We start from the raw sequence: 19,003 nt of genomic DNA, 5'->3' as shown, positions 1-19,003 counted from the left end.
AACACATGCTTTGGAGAGGATTCCAGAAGCCCAAGCGTCTCGCAGTGGATAGCGAGACTCTCACCGAAAAGTACGGCAAGTTTAGCGCCCAGCCCTTTGAGCGCGGATTCGGCACCACCGTTGGCAATGCACTTCGTCGCACTCTGCTCTCGTCTATCGAAGGCGCAGCAGTTACCGCCGTTCGCATCGAGGGTGTGCTGCACGAGTTCCAGTCGATCGCAGGCGTTGTCGAAGACGCAACCGACATCATCCTGAACCTCAAGCAGATTCCATTCAAGCTCAACGGCGACGGTCCTAAGGCTCTCTATCTGCGCTCCGACGCTGCCGGTGTGGTTACCTCCGGCTCGATTGAAGCCGATGGAGATGTTGAGATCCTCGATAAGGATATTTACATCTGCACCGTCTCCGAAGGCGGCAAGATCGACATGGAGATGCGTCTCAAGCGCGGTCGTGGTTATGTTTCGGCTGATAAGAACTTCGATGCCGATCTCGGTCTTGGCTTCATCCCGGTTGATAGCGTCCACTCGCCTGTGCGTAAGGTCAACTACCTCGTCGAGGCTGCTCGTCTCGGTCAGATTACCGACTACGACAAGCTGACGCTCGAGATCTGGACCAACGGCACGGTTTCTCCGGCGGATGCACTCGGCCTCTCGGCCAAGTTGCTGAAGGATCACATGACGATCTTCATCAACTTCGAGGAGGAGATGGAGGTTGGTCACGATGGCGGGCATGATGGTCCGGCGATTCGCAATGAGAACCTGAATCGTTCCGTTGAAGAGCTGGAGCTTTCGGTTCGCAGTTACAACTGCTTGAAGAACGCCAATATCGCCACCATCGGCGAGCTGATCCAGAAGACCGAAGCCGAGATGCTGAAGACTAAGAATTTCGGCCGCAAGTCGCTGAACGAGATCAAAGAGATCCTCGCGCAGATGGGCTTGTCGCTCGGCATGAAGATTGACGAGAACGGCAATCCTCAGCCTGGACCGACTTCGGTTCTACCGGCTGCAACGCTTGCCGCCAGCTTCGGTCACTTCGATGACGAAGACGACGATGAAGACGACGATCTTCACCTTCCTTCCGAAACGGACAACTTCTAAACCACAAATTATGGGGCAGGAAACTGAATCTGCCCCATATCAAACCCCATAAGAACCGGTTCAGGGCAGAAGCCCAAACCGAAGGAGATCAAAATGCGCCATCGCAATGCAGGATTCAAATTAGGACGTAACACCAGCCACCGTCGTGCTACACTGCGCAACCTCGTCACCTCCATCATTACGATGGATCGCATTGAGACCACGATTACCAAGGCCAAGGCTTCGAAGCCCCTGGTCGAGAAGATGATCACGTTGGGCAAGCGCGGCGATGTGCATGCGCGCCGTCAAGCTGCCGCTTACCTGCTCACTCCTGAGTCGGTTGACCGCCTTTTTGCTGTGGTTGCTCCTCGCTATGGTTCGCGAAATGGTGGCTACACCCGCGTCACCCGTACGGGCGCTCGTAAGGGCGATGCTGCCGAGATGGCATTCATCGAGCTGATCGGCGCAGAGCAGGAACTCAACGAGAAGGCGCAGAAGCGGGCTGAGGCTCGCGCGAAGAAGCGTGAAGAGCTCCAGAAGCAGCTCGAAGAGCAGAATCCTCAGGCTGGCGAAGAAGGCCAGGAGTCGTAATTTCTGCCGATAAAATCAGCGGCGCATCCAGCTGGATGCGCCGCTTTTATTTTGTAGGCTTTTGAGACTTCCATTAAAGTATTGATGTGGCTACCAAAAACTCCATCTCGCTTACCGATCGCCAGTTTCATTTGATCACTCGCGCTCTGGCCGATCCTCGCCGGTTCGAGATCCTTGAGCGAATGGGGCGCGGCGGAGGTCATTGTGCTTGCGGAGATATCCGTGACTGTATTCCAGTGACAGCTGCTACGCTCTCTCACCACATGAAAGAGTTGGAGAATGCTGGTTTGGTGGAATCATCGCGTGACGGAAAGTTCGTCAATTACACGTTGCGTCGAGAGGCGTTGGAAGCCTACATGGCGCGGCTCTCAAAGATTTAGTGTTTGATCAGCCACATCAGCCAGCTGGCTACGATCGTGCCGCCGACAAACAGCACGAAGCAGAAGGCCCCGAACCGGATCATCATTTTTGGTTCTGACCGTTGCGTAATTCCGAAGACAATCGAAGTAAACAGAGAGAAGAGCAGCACGGCCCCAAAGTGCGAGATGGTCACGAAGCCTTCCTCCCTGTTGCCAGCGAGTGTGCATCCACAGCCGCGATGATATTCAGCAAGCCCGCAACGACGATGAACTTCGTGCCGTAGTCGGCGATGGCGATTTGTACCGAAGCCTGCCCCAGGTCAAAGACTCGGGCAATTACATAAAGAAGACCGGTTCCGAGGTCACCAGCGAAGTTCAGCATGTCCAGCAATTCTGCGGTGTTGGGGCCATAGACCTTGCCCTTTAGCGCAATGCCAATCCCGAACATTGTCAGGATAGAAACGAAGAGCAACAATCCACGAATCCACTTCTTGAGCAGAAAATGTCCTGCGCCGGGAATCAGCCAGCCTGCAATCAGGATCAGCGCTGGTGGTAAAGTCGTAGTCTTCTGCGCGGGCCTGGTCTGCGCCTGAACGTTCGTCGTCATCTCACCTCATCATATCAGTACGAAACAGGTGATTCGAAGGTTCTTCATATCCGAACCAGCTCGGTTTGGATGCGTCCGGTGACCTCGGCCTTTCCAGGCTGGGTAATCATATTGATCTCACTGCGGATTCCGAACTCACCGGGGAAATATAGCCCGGGCTCGACTGAGAAGCATGTTCTGGGCAGGATCAGTCGTTCGTCATGGGTTTCGAGATTGTCGAGGTTGGCTCCGTTTCCATGGAGCACGGGACCGATGTTGTGCCCGGTGCGATGGGTGAACCAGTCCGCAAGACCTGCCTGCCTGATCACGCCGCGTGCAGCATCGTCGGCTTGCCACCCGGCGATGGGCGTTTTTGTCGCGAAGGCATGCTGGACAGCATTTGCCGCTGCATCGCGCGCATTCCTGACTGTCTCAAAGACCATCTGCTCTCGCGGGGTTGGCTCGCGGTCGACGACGCCAGTCCAGGTGATGTCGTAGTAGCAGGAATCAGGACGGTCGAGCTTGCCCCAGATATCGATCAGGACGAAATCATCTTTGCGGATAGGTTTTGAGTTTTCTGCTGTAGGCTCATAGTGCGAATCCGCAGCGTTGGCTCCGGAGCTGACGTTGGGGCCATGCTCCCAAACGATTCCCTCGCGACGCATGGCCTTGGAGAGCCATTCAACCATAGCGAACTCGTGAGTTCCGCCATGCGAACGTACCTGTTGTCCGATCTCCTGCCAGCCCGCCGCAAGAACCGCGTCAATTTTCTTCTGGGCAGCGTAGTGGGTCGCGATCTGGTCATCGTTCAGAACAGCTTCAAAGAGACTTACCAGGTCGGCGGAGCTAACGATCTCCTTGCCAAGCCCGCGCACCATCTCAACCGTACCGGCATCGACCATGGAGACGTACATGATGGCGTTGCGAGGGGAGTACTGCATGGCGATCTTGGTCGCTCCCGAAGTCAGGGCAGTGACCTCGGCTTCCAGCTCCTGCCAAGAGGAGTAGACAGCTTTCGTTCCGGGGAGCGTATCGAGCCGTCCGGATTCGATTCGATGGACCAGTTTCTTCGGCTCACCTTGGGCGGGGATGAAGTAGAACCACCGGCGGGTAACATGCAGATCTTCACCTAGGCCAAGGATTCGGTAGGCCAGTGGATCGCGGTAGTGGTGGTCGTAAAAGAGCCAACCGTCAAATTTATGTTCGCGAAGTGCAGCCTGAATAGCCGAGAGATCGAATTTTGTACTTCCTAAGGTCGTAGTGGCGGTCTGAGTCATGGTCATCCCCCCTCCCATACTAAAGTATGCAAAGTCTTCAAAACAGAAGACATGAGCCGGGACCGCGAAGTCCTTTTAAAGCAAGAAGGTCCGGCGCATGCCGGACCTCTTTCACTGGTTTAAGGTTATCAGGTGTGTCAAGCCTTTGGAAACGAAAAGGCTGATGTGCTTGCGGACAAAGATCTCACATTTGTTCGAGGTAATTTTTGTGAAGTTATTCGCCTGTCTTCGTGGCGTGGCTAAGATCCACAGGCGATCTTCTTCCGCATGAATAAGGTCGCCTGTGGATTGTTGTTATAGCGCTTGCAGCGTTGATATCCACGTCGTTCGTAGATCGCAATGGCAGCTTTGAGATCGTCATAGCTGTCGAGATAAATCCACTTTATACCTTGGCTGCGCGCGAATTCTTCCTGCGCGTCGAGAAGCTGATCTGCAACGTGATGTCCGCGCGCAGATGGCTTCACATAAAGCCGTTTGCATTCGCTGGCGTATGGGATGGAGGGAAGTGTGCGCAGGGCGACACAGCCCACCACTTCGTTTCCTCGATAGGCCAGCCAAATCCCCGAGCCAGACTCATGGATCATCTTCCTGAGGCTGTCGGGTTTATCGCGTTGCACGACGTGAACTGCATCGTAGTACTCTTCGAAAATAGCGAGCGTCTCTTTGTTGATGCTTGTCAACCGTTCGATTTGAATCGTCGCAGGCTGATTCTTACTTAAAATCTGACGAACGTTTTGCAGTGACGCGACAAGAGCCTGACGGTCTGTAGCGCTCACCTTCGCAAGCATCCCTTGTAGCTGCTGCGTAGAAAGTGTATTGAGACGGGCGACTGCTTTTTCTCCGATTGCAGTGAGTGTGAGCTGTTTCTCGCGGCCATCCACCTGAGAAGTTTTTCTCTTGATCAGCCGGTTCTTGCTCAGGGCTGCTAAGAGACGGCTGATATATCCGGCATCCAGCTCAAGGATGCTTTGCAGCGTAGATGCTGTCATGCGAGGGGTGGTTCCAATCTCGTACAGGATGCGAGCTTCTGTGAGCGAAAACTCGCCATCGAGATGCCGTTTGTGGAGGAGCCCCAGGCGCGCAGTGTAGAAACGGTTGAACTCTCGCACGAGTGCGATCTGTTCTGCAGGAGCTTGTCCAGGGTTTCTATCTGACATGAAATAAATTTATCGTTAATTAGTTGCTTTAAGCAACTAATTGATTGATTGCTCTGAGAAGAGCAAATAAATGGGATATGAAGTTGAACCAACTATGCCATCAGTACGGCTGGACAATATCTGAGTACCTGTTATTCTGGGTGCTGCTTGCCCGAGGTACAGAGCGATCGCTTTGTACTTGAAAGTACCCGGGATCTGATGCTGCCTGTAAGCAAATTGTTGTTTAGAGATGAGCACGAGCTCACGTATCAACAACACAAATTCAGATTTCGAGGCCAGAAATAAATCATGAAAAAGCTGATCCCGCTTTTTTTATGTCTCCTTGCTGTAACCGTTTTCATGTCTACCGCTTTTGCACAGGGTGGAAGCGCGGTTCTTAGCGGAACTGTTACGGATTCAACCGGTGCGGCCATTCCTTCGGCACATGTAACCCTGACCAACGCCGATACCAACCTCTCTTTTAATGCCGATGCCAACAGTTCCGGACTTTATCGCTTTCCCACAGTGCCTCCGGGGCGTTACTCACTTACTGCTGAAGGGAAGGGATTCCAGAAGTTTCAACAGTCCGGCATTGTGCTAACTGTAAGTCAGCAGGCGTCAATCGATGTTTCTCTCCAGCTCGGCAGCGAGAGCCAGACCATAACCGTTGAGGCTGGTGCCGCGCTGATCAACACGACCAATGCGGAGGTGAGCAACACAGTCGGAGAACATGCGATTCGCGAACTGCCATTGAACGGTCGCGATCCTTCGAGTCTTGTGTTTCTTTCGCCTGGCACAGTGAATGTGCTGAATACCGGAGCTGGAACACTACAGGGTGAAACGACCTTTCCGAACGAGACGGGCGCTTCGGCTGGAGGCGGACGGCAGGGAAGTACTCTCTATCTGCTGGACGGGGTACCGAACATGGACACGTACATGGCGCTCTCTGCTCCTTCGCCGAATGCAGATGCTACGGGAGAGTTTCGCGTAATCTCGAATAACTTCGATGCGCACTATGGGTTCTCTCCGGGAGCAGTCGTGAGTATCGATACGAAAAGCGGTTCCAACGCTTTCCATGGCGGCGCCTTTGAGTTTCTCCGTAACAGCGCACTGAACTCTGCAGACTACTTCTCCAAGAAAGTCGATCCATTACGGCGCAACCAGTTCGGCGGTTTCTTAGGCGGACCGATCAAGCGCGATCGTCTCTTCTTCTTTGGCAATTACCAGGGAACACGCCAGTCAACGACGGCGACGAGCAATAGCACCAGTACGCCGACGGCGGCGATGCTGAACGGCGATTTCTCTGCTTATCCCAAGACCCTGACGGGTGGTTTTGTGAACAATCGCATCGATCCAAGTCGTTTCAATCCTGCTGCGGTAAAGATTGCCACGACGGCATTGCCACTTGGTCAGGACCCAGCGAGCGGTCTTGTTTACTACACCGCTCCTCCTACCGTGGAGAGATACGACGAAGGAACAGGCCGTCTGGATTATGCCCCCAATGACAGGCACCGTCTCACGTTGCGCAGCTTCATTCAGTACTACAATAAGAAAGAGTCCGCGACGCCAGGAAATATTCTTGCGATTTCGACAGGCAAGCAAGGCAAGTTCTTCAACGAGGTGTTGAACCACACGTGGACGATTAATCCCAGTACGGTCAACGCGCTCTCGCTGTTCTGGAATCAGATGCACGTCTTCAACGCTGGAACGCAGCGCGATTCCAGCGGCAATGCGTTCTGTCTCTCGAAGTACATCAATGTCACTGAACCGGCGGGCGTCTGTTATTCCGAGGGCTTCAGCGCCAATGCTGGTTTCAGCACGCCTTATGCGGAGTACACAGGAGAGATGCGGCGTTCGTGGGGCTTTTCCGATTACCTGACGAAGATTCGGGGCAATCACACCTTTTCCTTCGGAGCTGACCTGTGGCACCAGCGCGCTCGTGAGCAGACTTACTACCCTGCTGCTGCCATCATCAACTTCAATGGTTATTCGACGGGCTTTGGTCTTGCGGATTTCCTGCTGGGGCGTGTCTACTCCTTCACGCAAGGCGCAGGCGAGATCGCTGATGTTAGCGGCAATCTGCTGGGAGCGTACGCGCAGGATCAGTGGCGCGCTCGTCCGAACCTGACGCTTACGCTCGGTATTCGCTGGGATCCCAATCTTGCTCCGGCATCGAAGGATGGACGCGGTGCGGCGTATATCCCCGGCCAGCAGAGCACGATGTTTCCCAACGCACCTCGCGGGCTGGCCTTTCCTGGTGATCATGGCGTTCCGGATTCACTAGTTCAGAACACCTATGGATACTGGGAACCGCGCGTCGCGATTGCATACCAGGCGGGCCCGAAGACAGCCTTCCGCGCCGGTTTCGGTATGTTTACTGCACCGCTGCCGTATTCGGCCTATAACCACGTAGCCGATGTCGCGCCCTTTAGCCCGACGTTTACTCTTAACGGCAGCGCTTCGAACCCTATCGATTTTTCGAATCCCTGGGCGAACTTTGCTTCGACAGGAGGCGCCAGCCCTTTTCCGCCTTTTGTTTATGAAGGCATCAAACCATCGTCGAACTACGTCTTTCCAGCTGTTACCAGTGTTCCTGCGGCGTTCCGTCCAAATTTCAAACTCGGCATGACGCAGAGCTGGAATGTCTCTGTTGAGCAGCAGTTCTCAAACGACCTGGTGATGCACCTGGCGTATGTCGGTAGCCAGTCGTACCACCAGACGCTGATCATCGATGCCAATCCTGGTCAGACAGCGGCAGCGGTTCGTGGTATCCGTGCCCTGACCAACTTCAACCAAATCCTCACCATCAACTCGAACGGCACAGCAAGCTACCACTCGTTGCAGGCGCAGTTTGAAAAGCGCTTCTCGCACAACTTCCAGGCCCAGACGAGCTTTACCTGGTCCAAGAACATCGATATCGCTGCTACCGGCAATGCTTCGTTTACCGGAAACGGCATTTCGAATCCCTACGATCTCCGCTTCAACCGAGGGATCTCCGACGTCAACGTTCCGTTGGTCTCGGTCACGAATGCCGTTTACAGCACTCCAAGCCTCAAGGGACAGAATGGACTGGTGCGCAGCGTGCTGGGCGAGTGGGAGATCAGCGCGATCTATACCATGCAGTCGGGGAGACCGTTCTCGATCTCGGGCGGCAATGGCAACAACAACTCCGGATCGCTCATTAACGGTGATCGCGCTGATGTTGTTCCTGGGGCTATCGTTCAGACGCATCAGGGCAGCAAACCACAATGGCTCCATCAATACTTCACCACGGCTGCATTTCAGCAGAATGCTCCCGGAACCTTTGGCAACTCCGGACGCAATATCCTGAAGGGACCTGGTACTAACTACAGCGATGCTGCGATCATGAAGAACTGGACAGCGCGCGAACATTACAAAGTGCAGTTTCGGTGGGAGATGTTTAACGTCTTCAACCGCATCACCTATGGTCAGCCGGATACGAATCCGTCGAGCGGAACCTATGGTCGTATCACTTCGACCGGGCCAATCAAGCCGCGCGTCATGCAGGCAGGGTTGAAGCTGACCTTCTGATGAAGATGGAATCAGAAAAGAAGAAGGGCCGGGAATTGTCCCGGCCCTTCTGCTTGTTTTGCGAACTGCTGTTATGCGTTGACTGATTCAGTAGAAGCTGCCGCTTTGCGTTCGGCTGCGGTTTGTCCCAGCTCTGCCGCGAGGCGTTCGGTGGTGAAGGCCTCGATGAAGTCTCCGACCTGGATATCCTTGAAGCTGCCCAGATCGATACCGCACTCGACGCCCTGACGAACTTCGGAGACGTCGTCCTTAAAGCGCTTGAGTGAGGAGATCTTACCCTTCCAGACTTCCTCGCCGTTGCGCTCGACTTTGACCTGCGCGTCGCGGCGGATGAGTCCGTCGCGGACGATGCAGCCCGCGATCTGGCCGACCTTGGTGATCTTGAAGACATTGAGCACCTCGGCGCGTCCCAGGTAGTTCTCTTTGAAGACGGGTTCGAGCAGGCCATACATCGCCTTGGTGATCTCGTCCTGCAGTTCGTAGATGATCGAGTGGATACGGATCTCGACGTTCTCGCGCTCGGCGATCTCAGCAGCTTTGCGGTCGGGCCGCACGTTGAAGCCGATGATGACGGCATTCGAGGCCGAGGCCAGTAGCACGTCGGACTCGGTGATCGCGCCGACGCCTGCGCGCAGAACGCGGACGCGGACCTTTTCGGTCGACATCTTCTCGAGCGAATCGGCGAGCACTTCGACAGAGCCCTGCACATCGCCCTTGAGGATGAGGTTCAGGTCCTTCATGCCGGCCTGCTTGATTTGCTCGGAGAGGCCTTCGAGGGAGACACGAGAGCTCTTGGCAAGCTGCGCCTCGCGCTCCTTCAGTGTGCGGTAACGCGCGATTTCCTTGACGCGGTCGCGATCGGCCATGACGAGGAAGGTATCGCCTGCGTCGGGGATAGCCTCGAGACCGAGGATCTCGACCGGAGTCGAGGGACCCGCTTCGGTGATAGCGCGTCCACGGTCGTCGAACATGGCGCGAATCTTGCCGAAGGTGTTTCCGACAATGTAGCTGTCCCCAGTCTTGAGAGTTCCGTTCTGCACGAGGATCGAAGCGACGGCACCGCGGCCGCGATCGAGCTTGGCTTCGATGACGGTTCCGACAGCGGGACGGTCGGGGGTGGCCTTCTGCTCGTTGGTGTCGGCGACGAGGCAGATCATCTCCTCGAGACCGTCGAGATTGATGCGCTTCTTCGCGGAGACCTCGACGAAAGGCGTGTCGCCGCCCCAGGAGTCAGGCTGGAGACCGCGCTCGGCAAGCTGCTGCATGACACGTTGCGGATTGGCTTCGGGCTTGTCGATCTTGTTGACCGCGACAATGATGGGGACCTTGGCGGCGCGAGCGTGATCGATCGCCTCAAGTGTCTGCGGCATCACGCCGTCATCAGCTGCGACGACCACGACAACGATGTCCGTTACCTTGGCGCCGCGTGCACGCATACGGGTGAAGGCCTCGTGCCCCGGGGTATCGAGGAAGACGATCTCGCGACCGAAGGCCGGAGAGTCCGGCTTGGTGATACGGACCTTGTAAGCGCCGATATGCTGCGTGATTCCGCCGGCCTCGGCTGCAGCGACGTCGGTCTGACGAATCGCGTCGAGCAACGAGGTCTTTCCATGGTCGACATGACCCATGACGGTGACGACCGGAGAGCGCACGATCTCGGTCATGCCGGTCGTGTCTTCCAGGAAGCCCTCGATTGCCTCGTTCTCCAACTGCTCTTCTACGGAGATAACATTGGCATCCGCGCCGAATTGACGCGCCACGTCCTTGACCAGTTCGCTGTCCAGCGACTGGTTGACGGTGACGAAGACGCCTTTCATCAGCAGGGTTGCGATCAGGTCTTTGCCCCGGAGGTCGAGCTTCTCGGCAAGATCTTTAACGCTGATTCCTTCCGTAACCGTAATGGTACGAGTGATTGGCAGAGGTTCCTGCGGAATCTGGGCCCCGCCAAAACGCGGCGGCGGAGCAAAGCCCTTCATTGGGCCTTCTTTGCTCTTTTCGTAACGCTGATTTCCACCACGACGCTGCGTCGGTCTTCCAGCTGGACGACCGCTCGGTGGGGCCTCTACCGAGCCGGGTGGTAACAAGCCTGGGGCTCCTGGACGAGGACCGCCGAATCCCGGACGACCACCAAAGCCGGGCCGAGGACCACCTGGACCACCTGAACCGCCGGGGAAGTTGCGCGTCGGATGCATGGGACGGCGTGCGCCTGGGGGTAGAGGAGGACGGCCACCGCCTGGTCCGCCGCCTGTTTGCGGGCGAGGGCGCTCGAAGATGGGACGGTTGCGCGGTGGAACTCCAGGAGCTTTCGGGGGGGCCGTGTAGATCGGGCGCGGTCCGGTTTGCGGCATGATCACGCGGCGCGCCGGAGTTGCGGGGGTTGCCGGTGCGGCTGGCACCGCTGCTGCCTCAGGAGCTGCGGGAGCTTCGGGTGGCGCTGCTGCGGCAACCGAAGCCGAGGGTGCGCTTGGGGCAGGCGGGGCTGCCGGAGCTGCGACGATAGGCTTTTCTGCTGCGGGAACAACTGGAGTTGGGGGGGGCGGAGCCACTGCGACCGGAGTTCCTGTGGCAGCCTGGTGTGTTGTGCCGGGAATCCCAGACGCGGTGGCTGCCGGGACTGCAACAGGCGGGGCTGGGGCTGCCGGACGAGCCACGACAGGGCCTGCGGGAGGCTTGCTGGCAATCGCCGGGGCTGCCGCAGGCGGAGCGATAATGTTGGCCTGGGGACGGGGCTGCGGAACGATCTTCCGAGGGCCGGATGCCGTTGCGGGAGATGTCGCAGGAACGGACGCGCTGGCCGCAGCCGATACGACGGGTGCGGCACCAGGCTTGGGGGCTGTCGGAGCCGCTGCGACTGGAGGTGCCACGACCGCAGGGCGGGCTACAATCGGAGGCGCTGCCTTCGCTGCTGCCTCGGCCTGCTTGCGCTCGAGAATTGCCTTGAGCGCGTCGCCCGGTTTGGAGACCTTCGAGAGGTCGAATTTCGGCTTCGAGTCGGCGGAAGGCTTCGCGGCGCCGGTGGAGCTTCGTCCACCGCTCAAATAGTTGCGAACCCGCTCGGCCTCATCCGCTTCAATGGAGCTGGAATGGGTCTTCTTCTCCGTGACGCCGACCGCCACCAGCGCGTCCAGAATGGACTTGCTCTTCACTTCCAGTTCGCGTGCCAGATCGTTGATTCGAACTTTACTCATCCGTTCCTTTTTTACTTCCCTAGCGCCCTAGCTGCTCATATCAGCCTCTTCGAGGTAGGAATGGTTATTAAATCTATTATCTCTGATGTTGCTGCGCTCGTAACGACGCAGCTGACGACCTTTGTAATTAGCCACGGTCGTTTCCATCGTTATCAATGCCTTCGTCGGAGAACTCCTGGGCTTCATCGACCAGCGTGTCCACCGAATCGTTATTCAACTCAATTTGCTCTTCGCGAGCGTCTGCCTCGCTGAGGGCATCGGAACTCGAAGCCGTCTCCTCGGCAGCGGCAATGTCCTCGGTCGAAAATCCATTGACCTCTTTTGCGGAGCCCGTTCCAGCCTCATTCGCCAGAATCTCTTCGGGAGTCTTCTCCGTAGAGCTTTCTTCCCCAATCGTCTCGGTGGATGCAACCTCCGCTACCGCCGGACGCTCCTCGCCCTCTTCGTACTGTCCGAAATAGTGACGAACGGCAACCGAGATCTTCTCGACCGTCTTTTCTCCGATCCCCGGCAACTCCTCGAGTTCTTCCGGAGTCATGTCGGCCAGAGCCTCCACAGTGGTGATGCCGGCCGCGATCAGCTTCTCGAGTACAGACTCACCGATTTCGGTGACCTGCTCGATCGGGGTCGAGGGGCCACCGCTCATGGCCTGCATCTGCTGCTCGACCTCCTGGCGCTTCTCCTCTTCGCTCTTGATGTCGATCTTCCATTGCAACAACTTGGCGGCCAGCCGGACATTCTGGCCCTTCTTGCCGATGGCGAGCGAGAGCTGCGTATCGTCCACGATGACCTCAAGCTGCTTCTCTCCCAGATCCGTAATGGAGACGCGGCTCACCTTCGCAGGCTGCAACGCCTTCTCGGCAAAGGTCGTGATCTCTTCGGAAAACTCGATGATGTCGATCTTTTCGCCGCGCAGCTCGCGGATGATCGACTGCACGCGCATCCCCTTCATGCCCACGCAGGCGCCGACCGGATCGACGTCCTTGTCGCGGCTCTGTACGGCGATCTTGGTCCTCTCGCCAGCCTCGCGAGCGATGGCTTTGATCCCAACGGTGCCATCGTAGATCTCTGGAACCTCGCTCTGGAACAGGTTCTGCACCAGGGTCGGTGAGGCGCGGGAAACGATCACCTGCGGCCCTTTGGCGGCGCGATCTACGCGCAGCAGAACCACGCGGACCCGTTCGCCGACGGCAAACTGTTCCAGCCGGCTCTGTTCGCGCTTCGGCATCCTGGCCTCGGCCTTGCCGAGATCGAAGATGACATCCATAGGCTCCAGCCGTTTAACGGTAGCCAGCAGGACCTCGCCGGCGCGATGGTTGTACTCGTTGTAGACGGTGTCCCGCTCGGCTTCGCGAACCTTCTGGAAGATCACCTGTTTAGCCATCTGGGCGGCAATGCGGCCCAGTGGAGAGGTGTCTTTGTAGAAACGCAGCTCGCCGCCGATCTCGACTTCGGGGGCCAGGGCGCGGGCCTGCTCCAGCGTCAACTGGTTGATCTCATCCTCGACCTGCTCTGGACCGTCGACGACGGTCTTGTAGATATAGGCGCGAATCTCGCCGGACTCACGGTCCATCTCGGCGCGCATATTCTCCTGCGTCTTGTAGTACTTGCGCGTCGCCAGCGCAATGGCGTCCTCAACGGCTCCGACCACTACGTTCGGGTCGATGCCCTTGTCGCGGCTCAACATCTCAATCGACTGATACAAAGCACTTGCCATCGTTGTCTGTCCTTCAGATCCGGGTGGATTGCTCCGCCCGGAGTTAAATCTGTTCTGTTTCTTCTGATGCAGTCGAGGGGCTAAAACTCAGCGACCAGCTGCGCCTTCTCTACATTCGCCAGCGGAATCTCGATCTCGGCCGCGGTTACCGCTTTCTTCGCCTTGCCCTTCTGCTTGATCGCAGTAAGATCCAGCGTCACCACATTGCCTTCAAACTTCGTCAGCCGCCCCTGCCAGTGCCGGTTATTGTTGATCGCAGCAAAGGTTTGGACCTTCACCAGGCAGCCGGTGAAGCGCGTGTAATCCTCAGGCCGGTACAGCTTTCTCTCCAGTCCCGGCGAAGAGACCTCCAGCGTGTACTCTGCCCCTGGAATCAGGTTCTCCACATCCAGCACGGTTCCGAAGTCCTGTGCAAAGGCAGAGCAATCCTCGTGGGTTACGCCCGAGAGCGTCTCCACCGGGACTCCCTTCGGCAGCGTGACATCCTCTTCGGCACCCTCAGCAGTCGCCTTGGTGGCCAGTCCAGCCCGTTCCTCGGCGTTCTTTTCGATGAACACACGGAGAGCCCGCGCCTTGCCCGCGCCCTGAAACTCCAGGTCCACCACGTCTAGATGGTGCGAGGCGGCGACCCGCTCTGCTGTTGCCCGTATTGTGTCCAGATTCAATGCCATACAAGTTCCACATGCCGCTTTTTGCCACTTGTACTACGCTCTCCATTACAAACGGCTGGAGGGCGTCTTTTAAAGCAAATAAAAAGTGGGCTCAAGCCCACTCATCTCTTCCGCCCTTTTCGCCGGAATGTCACGGCTCTTAAGGGACTACGGAAAAAACGCTGCAACGGTCTCTATAGTACATCGATTACCGCGCTATTTCAAATGAACCCCGATGCCTCAGAGAATCGCAGATGAGGGATAAAATACTTCCATTCCGGGGGCAGCATGGACATTCTTCTCGTACGGCGGAAGCGAACCTGGCGCGATACGGCATGGTGGCGGGCGACCTGGCAATCCGTGGTTTCGGCCCTGCTGATGATGGTTCTTGTTGGCCCTCTTACCGCATACTTTGCCGCACAGCTCATGGCGCTTTCCAATCAGCGGCTCGATCTTCATCAATTGCTGAGCGAACTCATCAAAGGCATCCTCGTCATGCTGCCGTATCTCTGGGCTTATTTCTTCGCGTTAGAGCGTATCGCTCGTCAGCGGAGACAGGATGATCCTCTGCCGCTTTGTAGTCGCTCTTGATGTTCTCTCTAAGGTGGAAGACGTTTGTTGTCTTGACTTCCATCAATATGTAGAGAATTCCTCCGGGAAGACTTGGTTCGCCTTGCTGCATCCTCGGCCCACACCGTACAATCAAACATTAAATCCAATGGCCCTAAGCGCTTCTATGGGAAGCCCGCCGGCGGACCCAATACAACATGATCAATCTCCCGATCCCCGAAGCTCTGACCTTCGACGACGTCCTTCTCGTACCCGCATACAGCGAAGTAATTCCCACCCAGGTTTCGACCCAGACCCGCCTGACACAACGCATTACGCTTAATACGCCACTACTCTCTGCGGCGATGGACACTGTGACCGAATCCCGCTTGGCCATCGCTATGGCCCAGCAGGGGGGGATGGGCGTGGTTCATCGCAACCTCACGGTTGAGCAGCAGGCTGGAGAGATCGACAAGGTCAAGCGTTCCGAGTCCGGTATGATCGTCGATCCGGTCACGATTGAGCCGGAGCAGCCGATTGCAGCCGCGCTTGAAGTTATGCGCCGCTACAAGATCTCGGGTGTTCCCGTGACAAAGAACAAGAAGCTGGTCGGAATCCTGACCAATCGCGATCTTCGGTTCGTCTCGCGCACGGACATTCCCATCGCCGATGTGATGACCAAGAACAACCTCATCACCGTTGCGGTAGGAACGACTCTTGAACAGGCCGAGCAGATCCTGCATCAGCACCGCGTAGAAAAACTGCTCGTCGTCAACGACGAATACGAGCTCAAAGGGCTGATCACCGTTAAGGACATTCAGAAGAAGCTCAAGTATCCCAATGCATCGAAGGACGATCAAGGTCGTCTACGTGTAGCTGGAGCGATCGGTGCCACAGGAGACTTCCTGGAGCGTGCCGCGGAGCTGGTTCGAGCACGTGTGGACGCGCTCGCCATCGACTCCGCACATGGGCACTCGTCTCGCGTACTCGATGCAGTTCGTGAGACCAAGCGCAAATTTCCGGAGATCGATGTCCTGGCGGGCAATGTCGCGACTTATGAGGGCGCTCTCGCTCTGATCAAGGCAGGAGCGGATGCGGTCAAGGTCGGTATCGGACCGGGTTCCATCTGCACCACCCGCATGGTCACCGGCGCTGGAATGCCGCAGATCACGGCGATCTCCGAGGCATATCGCGCAGGCCGCGAGACAGGCATTTCGATCATTGCCGATGGCGGTATCAAGTATTCGGGGGATGTCACCAAGGCCATCGCCGCAGGTGCGTCGGTCGTGATGATGGGGTCGCTCTTTGCCGGTGTCGACGAGTCCCCGGGTGAGACGATTCTCTATCAGGGCCGCAGCTTCAAGGCCTATCGCGGCATGGGTTCTCTTTCGGCCATGGCGCAAGGCTCCGGCGAGCGTTACTTCCAGGGACGCGACGATATCTCTGACGCCAGCACTGAGCGCACCGACCTTACGGCGCGTGAGTCTTCAAGCTCCAATCGGCTGGCCAAATTCGTTCCTGAAGGAATCGAAGGCCGTGTCCCACACCGCGGTCCACTGGAAGGAATGGTCTATCAGCTTGTAGGCGGTTTGCGTTCCGGCATGGGATATCTCGGATGTTCCTCGATCGAAGAGCTTCAACAGAACGCTCGTTTCGTGCGTATCTCCGGTTCAGGCTTGCGCGAAAGCCACGTTCACGATGTCATCATTACCCGTGAGGCGCCGAACTATCACGTCGAGTAGGCGTGAAAAAGCTTGTCAAGAGCTGATTAGGCGTAAGTGACAGAAAATAATAAAGATCCGGATTGCGGAATTGCCTGGATGCATTCGCTATACTGGTTCTGTAAGAGCAAAAATGATGAGGGAGCGATCCATTCGGTTTGCTCCCTCATCATTTTGTGCCCTCTAAATCGTTTATTTTCTATATTTTGATGTCTAAGCCTTTTGTTTAGAATATTTTGCGAAGTAAGAATTGCGCAAGCTATACAAAACATTGGACTTCATAGAAAGATCTCTGGGGGGAGGGGGCCGAAACTTTGTGCGTCCTGCAACTCCCGCGAGTCGTTTCGCCGTATCAAAGTCGGTTCGCGCTATATCTTCTCTGCAAGACAGGCGTATGATGCCGTCGGACGGCCCCCGCTGCCATCCGAGCCTGCTGCCGGCCCGCCTGTACAGCCCGGACGCCCAATCTGCTGGCCCTGCAAAGGGAGGAGGGAACCTGTTATGAGTGCGATACCTGTCATGCTCATCATGTGGGGAGTGGTGGCAGCCTGTTTTCTGGCGCTGCTTGCCTATCGCGGGCAATTGACCCGCTACGAAGAAGACCAGCTCTTCCTCAACGAACGAGAGACCCACGAACAGCAAGAACAGAGCGAAATCATTCGCAAAGTGAATAAGATCGGTCCGGCAATTCGCGTCCTTGGCTTTGCTACGGCTGCGATGACAATTGGAATTGTTGGCATCTTTACCTACGATGCGTGGCAGCGTCTGCGGTAAGCTGCATGACTTTCTAAAGAAGGATTAACTCCCCAGGCAAACAAAAAAGGCAAGCATTGAGCTTGCCCTTTTTGTTTGCGCTTGGTCGTGATCAGGCGTTGTAGGTGGTCGAAGAGACGCGTCCGCCCTGGCCGGTCCAGTTGGTGTGGAAGTACTCGCCGCGAGGCTTGTCGGTACGTTCGTAGGTGTGAGCGCCGAAGAAGTCGCGTTGCGCCTGCAACAGATTCGCCGGCAACCGCTCGGTGCGGTAGCCATCGTAGAACGCCAGAGCAGTCGAAAACGCCGGAGTCGGAACGCCGATCTCGATCGCGTGAATAATCGCTTTGCGCCACGATGGGCCATATTTATTCAGCGCGCTGGAGAAGAACTCGTCGAGCAGCAGGTTCTGCAGCTTGGGGTTCTTATCGAATGCGGCCTTGATGTTGCCCAGGAAGACGCTGCGAATGATGCAGCCGCCTCGCCACATCAGCGCGATGCCGCCCATGTTCAGCTCCCATTTCTGGTCGGCCTCAATGGCGCGGAGCAGCATGTAGCCCTGCGCGTAGCTGACCATTTTTGAGCAGTACAGCGCACGGCGAACATCTTCGATGAAGGCCTTCTTCTCCGAGATGGTCAGGACCTTCTTCGGTCCCTGAAGGATCTTCGAAGCAGCAACACGCTCGTTCTTCAGGGCAGACAGGCAACGTGCGAAGACGCTCTCACCGATCAGAGTGACAGGCTGGCCAAGATCGAGCGCCGAGATTGCCGTCCACTTGCCGGTGCCCTTCTGTCCGGCGGTGTCGAGAATCTTGTCGATCATCGGCTTGCCGTCGTCGTCTTTCTTGGCAAAAATCTTGGTCGTAATCTCGATGAGGTAGCTATCGAGCTCGCCCTTGTTCCATTCGGCGAAGATCTCGCTCAGTTCATCTGGAGTGAGTCCGAGCGCATCCTGCAGAAGTTGATAGGCTTCGCAGATCAGCTGGATATCGCCATACTCGATGCCGTTGTGGACCATCTTGACGTAATGACCGGCGCCATCGGGTCCTACCCAGTCGCAGCAGGGAGAGCCATCCTCGACTTTGGCGGAGATGGCCTGGAAGATCTCTTTCACATGCGGCCACGCAGCGGGATCGCCACCGGGCATGATCGAAGGACCGAAACGCGCACCTTCTTCTCCACCCGAGACGCCGGTGCCGACAAACAGGATGCCCTTTTCCGCAAGCTGCTTGCGGCGGCGGTTGGAGTCGGTAAACAGCGAGTTGCCGCCATCGATGATGATGTCGCCTTTTTCAAGGTATGGAAGCACATGTTCGATGGTCTGGTCGACGACATCACCGGCTTTCACCATCAGCATGACGCGGCGCGGGCGCTTGAGCAGTTTGCAAAGCTCTTCGGCAGAGTGAGCTCCGACGACCTGGGTTCCCTTTGCTTCGTTGTTGATGAACTCATCGACCTTCGAGGTCGTGCGGTTAAACACGGCGACCTTATAGCCGTGATCGTTCATGTTCAGTACAAGGTTCTGGCCCATTACTGCCAGGCCAATTAACCCGATATCGCAACTTCCATCAGCCATGCTCATTCTCCTAAGGCGTCATCCCTGTGGGATCTCGCGAAATAAAGCAAAATGCCGCAAACGTCTGAGACCTCGAATTCAGTGGTCCGTCCACGGGGTCTTTCTATCATAGGGGTAGAAGAGCAGAGCTGACACAGAGGTTCTTCCACAAAAATTAAGGTAATCGCTTAAGTTGTGCTGCTCGACTGGCTCCCGCAAGGCAGTCTTTGCGCTGGATTTGCGAGTAGGCATGGCTTTATGGTGTTCAGCAAGCCCTATTCCGAAATCTGTTTGTG

Annotated in this window: 15 protein-coding genes; 7 read left to right on the top strand and 8 right to left on the bottom strand. The window is 56.6% G+C overall.

Translation table 11 applies throughout. The features are described 5' to 3' along the window. Positions 1 to 5: 5 nt before the first annotated feature. From H7846_RS14805 to H7846_RS14795, 3 genes are all read left to right on the top strand, one after another. A complete protein-coding gene (locus H7846_RS14805) occupies positions 6 to 1,097 on the top strand; it encodes a DNA-directed RNA polymerase subunit alpha (protein WP_186693131.1) in 1,092 nt (363 codons plus the stop codon). Positions 1,098 to 1,190: 93 nt separating this feature from the next. Continuing rightward, a complete protein-coding gene (gene rplQ / locus H7846_RS14800; protein ID WP_186693129.1) occupies positions 1,191 to 1,667 on the top strand; it encodes a 50S ribosomal protein L17 in 477 nt (158 codons plus the stop codon). An 86-nt stretch (positions 1,668 to 1,753) separates the two neighbouring features. Next, complete coding sequence (locus H7846_RS14795; RefSeq protein WP_186693127.1) at positions 1,754 to 2,047, top strand: ArsR/SmtB family transcription factor; 294 nt, start codon at positions 1,754 to 1,756, stop codon at positions 2,045 to 2,047. On the opposite strand, the gene H7846_RS14790 is transcribed toward H7846_RS14795, so the two are convergent. The 4 genes from H7846_RS14790 to H7846_RS14775 form a co-directional block, all read right to left on the bottom strand. Further along, positions 2,044 to 2,220, bottom strand: coding sequence for a hypothetical protein (locus tag H7846_RS14790; protein ID WP_186693126.1), 177 nt, complete (start codon positions 2,218 to 2,220; stop codon positions 2,044 to 2,046). The two genes, H7846_RS14795 and H7846_RS14790, sit on opposite strands and share 4 nt — an antisense overlap. Further along, positions 2,217 to 2,633, bottom strand: coding sequence for a DUF6677 family protein (locus tag H7846_RS14785; RefSeq protein WP_186693124.1), 417 nt, complete (start codon positions 2,631 to 2,633; stop codon positions 2,217 to 2,219). The genes H7846_RS14790 and H7846_RS14785 overlap by 4 nt, the downstream gene beginning before the upstream one ends. A 44-nt stretch (positions 2,634 to 2,677) precedes the next feature. Further along, on the bottom strand, positions 2,678 to 3,895 hold the full coding sequence (locus H7846_RS14780) for a M24 family metallopeptidase (protein ID WP_255460666.1): 1,218 nt from the start codon (positions 3,893 to 3,895) through the stop codon (positions 2,678 to 2,680). A 233-nt stretch (positions 3,896 to 4,128) separates the two neighbouring features. Next, positions 4,129 to 5,046, bottom strand: coding sequence for a bifunctional helix-turn-helix transcriptional regulator/GNAT family N-acetyltransferase (locus H7846_RS14775; protein ID WP_186693123.1), 918 nt, complete (start codon positions 5,044 to 5,046; stop codon positions 4,129 to 4,131). 339 nt (positions 5,047 to 5,385) lie between these two features. On the opposite strand from H7846_RS14775, the gene H7846_RS14770 reads away from it, so the two are divergent. Beyond that, a complete protein-coding gene (locus H7846_RS14770; protein WP_255460665.1) occupies positions 5,386 to 8,577 on the top strand; it encodes a TonB-dependent receptor in 3,192 nt (1,063 codons plus the stop codon). 71 nt (positions 8,578 to 8,648) lie between these two features. Here the strand turns inward: H7846_RS14770 and infB are convergent, their stop codons facing one another. From infB to H7846_RS14755, 3 genes are all read right to left on the bottom strand, one after another. Continuing rightward, positions 8,649 to 11,765, bottom strand: coding sequence for a translation initiation factor IF-2 (infB, locus tag H7846_RS14765; protein WP_186693119.1), 3,117 nt, complete (start codon positions 11,763 to 11,765; stop codon positions 8,649 to 8,651). Positions 11,766 to 11,892: 127 nt separating this feature from the next. After that, positions 11,893 to 13,482, bottom strand: coding sequence for a transcription termination factor NusA (nusA, locus tag H7846_RS14760; protein WP_186693117.1), 1,590 nt, complete (start codon positions 13,480 to 13,482; stop codon positions 11,893 to 11,895). A gap of 80 nt (positions 13,483 to 13,562) precedes the next feature. After that, a complete protein-coding gene (locus H7846_RS14755) occupies positions 13,563 to 14,153 on the bottom strand; it encodes a ribosome maturation factor RimP (protein ID WP_186693115.1) in 591 nt (196 codons plus the stop codon). A gap of 267 nt (positions 14,154 to 14,420) precedes the next feature. On the opposite strand from H7846_RS14755, the gene H7846_RS14750 reads away from it, so the two are divergent. The 3 genes from H7846_RS14750 (at position 14,421) to H7846_RS14740 (ending at position 17,176) form a co-directional block, all read left to right on the top strand. Further along, positions 14,421 to 14,723 carry a hypothetical protein gene (locus H7846_RS14750; RefSeq protein ID WP_186693114.1) on the top strand — a complete coding sequence of 101 codons (303 nt, stop codon included), beginning with the start codon at positions 14,421 to 14,423 and terminating at the stop codon, positions 14,721 to 14,723. Between the two features lie 176 nt (positions 14,724 to 14,899). Continuing rightward, the gene (guaB, locus tag H7846_RS14745; protein ID WP_186693112.1) at positions 14,900 to 16,423 is read left to right on the top strand and encodes an IMP dehydrogenase; all 1,524 of its coding nucleotides are present in this window, start codon (positions 14,900 to 14,902) and stop codon (positions 16,421 to 16,423) included. A gap of 480 nt (positions 16,424 to 16,903) precedes the next feature. Further along, positions 16,904 to 17,176 carry a hypothetical protein gene (locus H7846_RS14740; RefSeq protein WP_186693110.1) on the top strand — a complete coding sequence of 91 codons (273 nt, stop codon included), beginning with the start codon at positions 16,904 to 16,906 and terminating at the stop codon, positions 17,174 to 17,176. Between the two features lie 91 nt (positions 17,177 to 17,267). On the opposite strand, the gene gnd is transcribed toward H7846_RS14740, so the two are convergent. Beyond that, complete coding sequence (gnd, locus tag H7846_RS14735) at positions 17,268 to 18,728, bottom strand: decarboxylating NADP(+)-dependent phosphogluconate dehydrogenase (RefSeq protein ID WP_186693108.1); 1,461 nt, start codon at positions 18,726 to 18,728, stop codon at positions 17,268 to 17,270. Positions 18,729 to 19,003: the final 275 nt, after the last annotated feature.

It is taken from the genome of Edaphobacter sp. 4G125, from assembly GCF_014274685.1.
In the GTDB taxonomy this organism is placed as follows: domain Bacteria; phylum Acidobacteriota; class Terriglobia; order Terriglobales; family Acidobacteriaceae; genus Edaphobacter.
Note: the sequence above shows the minus strand (reverse complement) of the source record. Positions and strands in the feature narration are given on the sequence as shown.

Coding starts and splice junctions, on each gene's coding strand:
- infB (WP_186693119.1), bottom strand. CDS start 11,765: ATGAGTAAAGTTCGAATCAACGATCTGGCACGCGAACTGGAAGTGAAG.
- rplQ (WP_186693129.1), top strand. CDS start 1,191: ATGCGCCATCGCAATGCAGGATTCAAATTAGGACGTAACACCAGCCAC.
- H7846_RS14750 (WP_186693114.1), top strand. CDS start 14,421: ATGGACATTCTTCTCGTACGGCGGAAGCGAACCTGGCGCGATACGGCA.
- H7846_RS14740 (WP_186693110.1), top strand. CDS start 16,904: ATGAGTGCGATACCTGTCATGCTCATCATGTGGGGAGTGGTGGCAGCC.
- guaB (WP_186693112.1), top strand. CDS start 14,900: ATGATCAATCTCCCGATCCCCGAAGCTCTGACCTTCGACGACGTCCTT.
- H7846_RS14780 (WP_255460666.1), bottom strand. CDS start 3,895: ATGACCATGACTCAGACCGCCACTACGACCTTAGGAAGTACAAAATTC.
- H7846_RS14775 (WP_186693123.1), bottom strand. CDS start 5,046: ATGTCAGATAGAAACCCTGGACAAGCTCCTGCAGAACAGATCGCACTC.
- H7846_RS14785 (WP_186693124.1), bottom strand. CDS start 2,633: ATGACGACGAACGTTCAGGCGCAGACCAGGCCCGCGCAGAAGACTACG.
- H7846_RS14805 (WP_186693131.1), top strand. CDS start 6: ATGCTTTGGAGAGGATTCCAGAAGCCCAAGCGTCTCGCAGTGGATAGC.
- H7846_RS14770 (WP_255460665.1), top strand. CDS start 5,386: ATGTCTACCGCTTTTGCACAGGGTGGAAGCGCGGTTCTTAGCGGAACT.
- H7846_RS14755 (WP_186693115.1), bottom strand. CDS start 14,153: ATGGCATTGAATCTGGACACAATACGGGCAACAGCAGAGCGGGTCGCC.
- gnd (WP_186693108.1), bottom strand. CDS start 18,728: ATGGCTGATGGAAGTTGCGATATCGGGTTAATTGGCCTGGCAGTAATG.
- nusA (WP_186693117.1), bottom strand. CDS start 13,482: ATGGCAAGTGCTTTGTATCAGTCGATTGAGATGTTGAGCCGCGACAAG.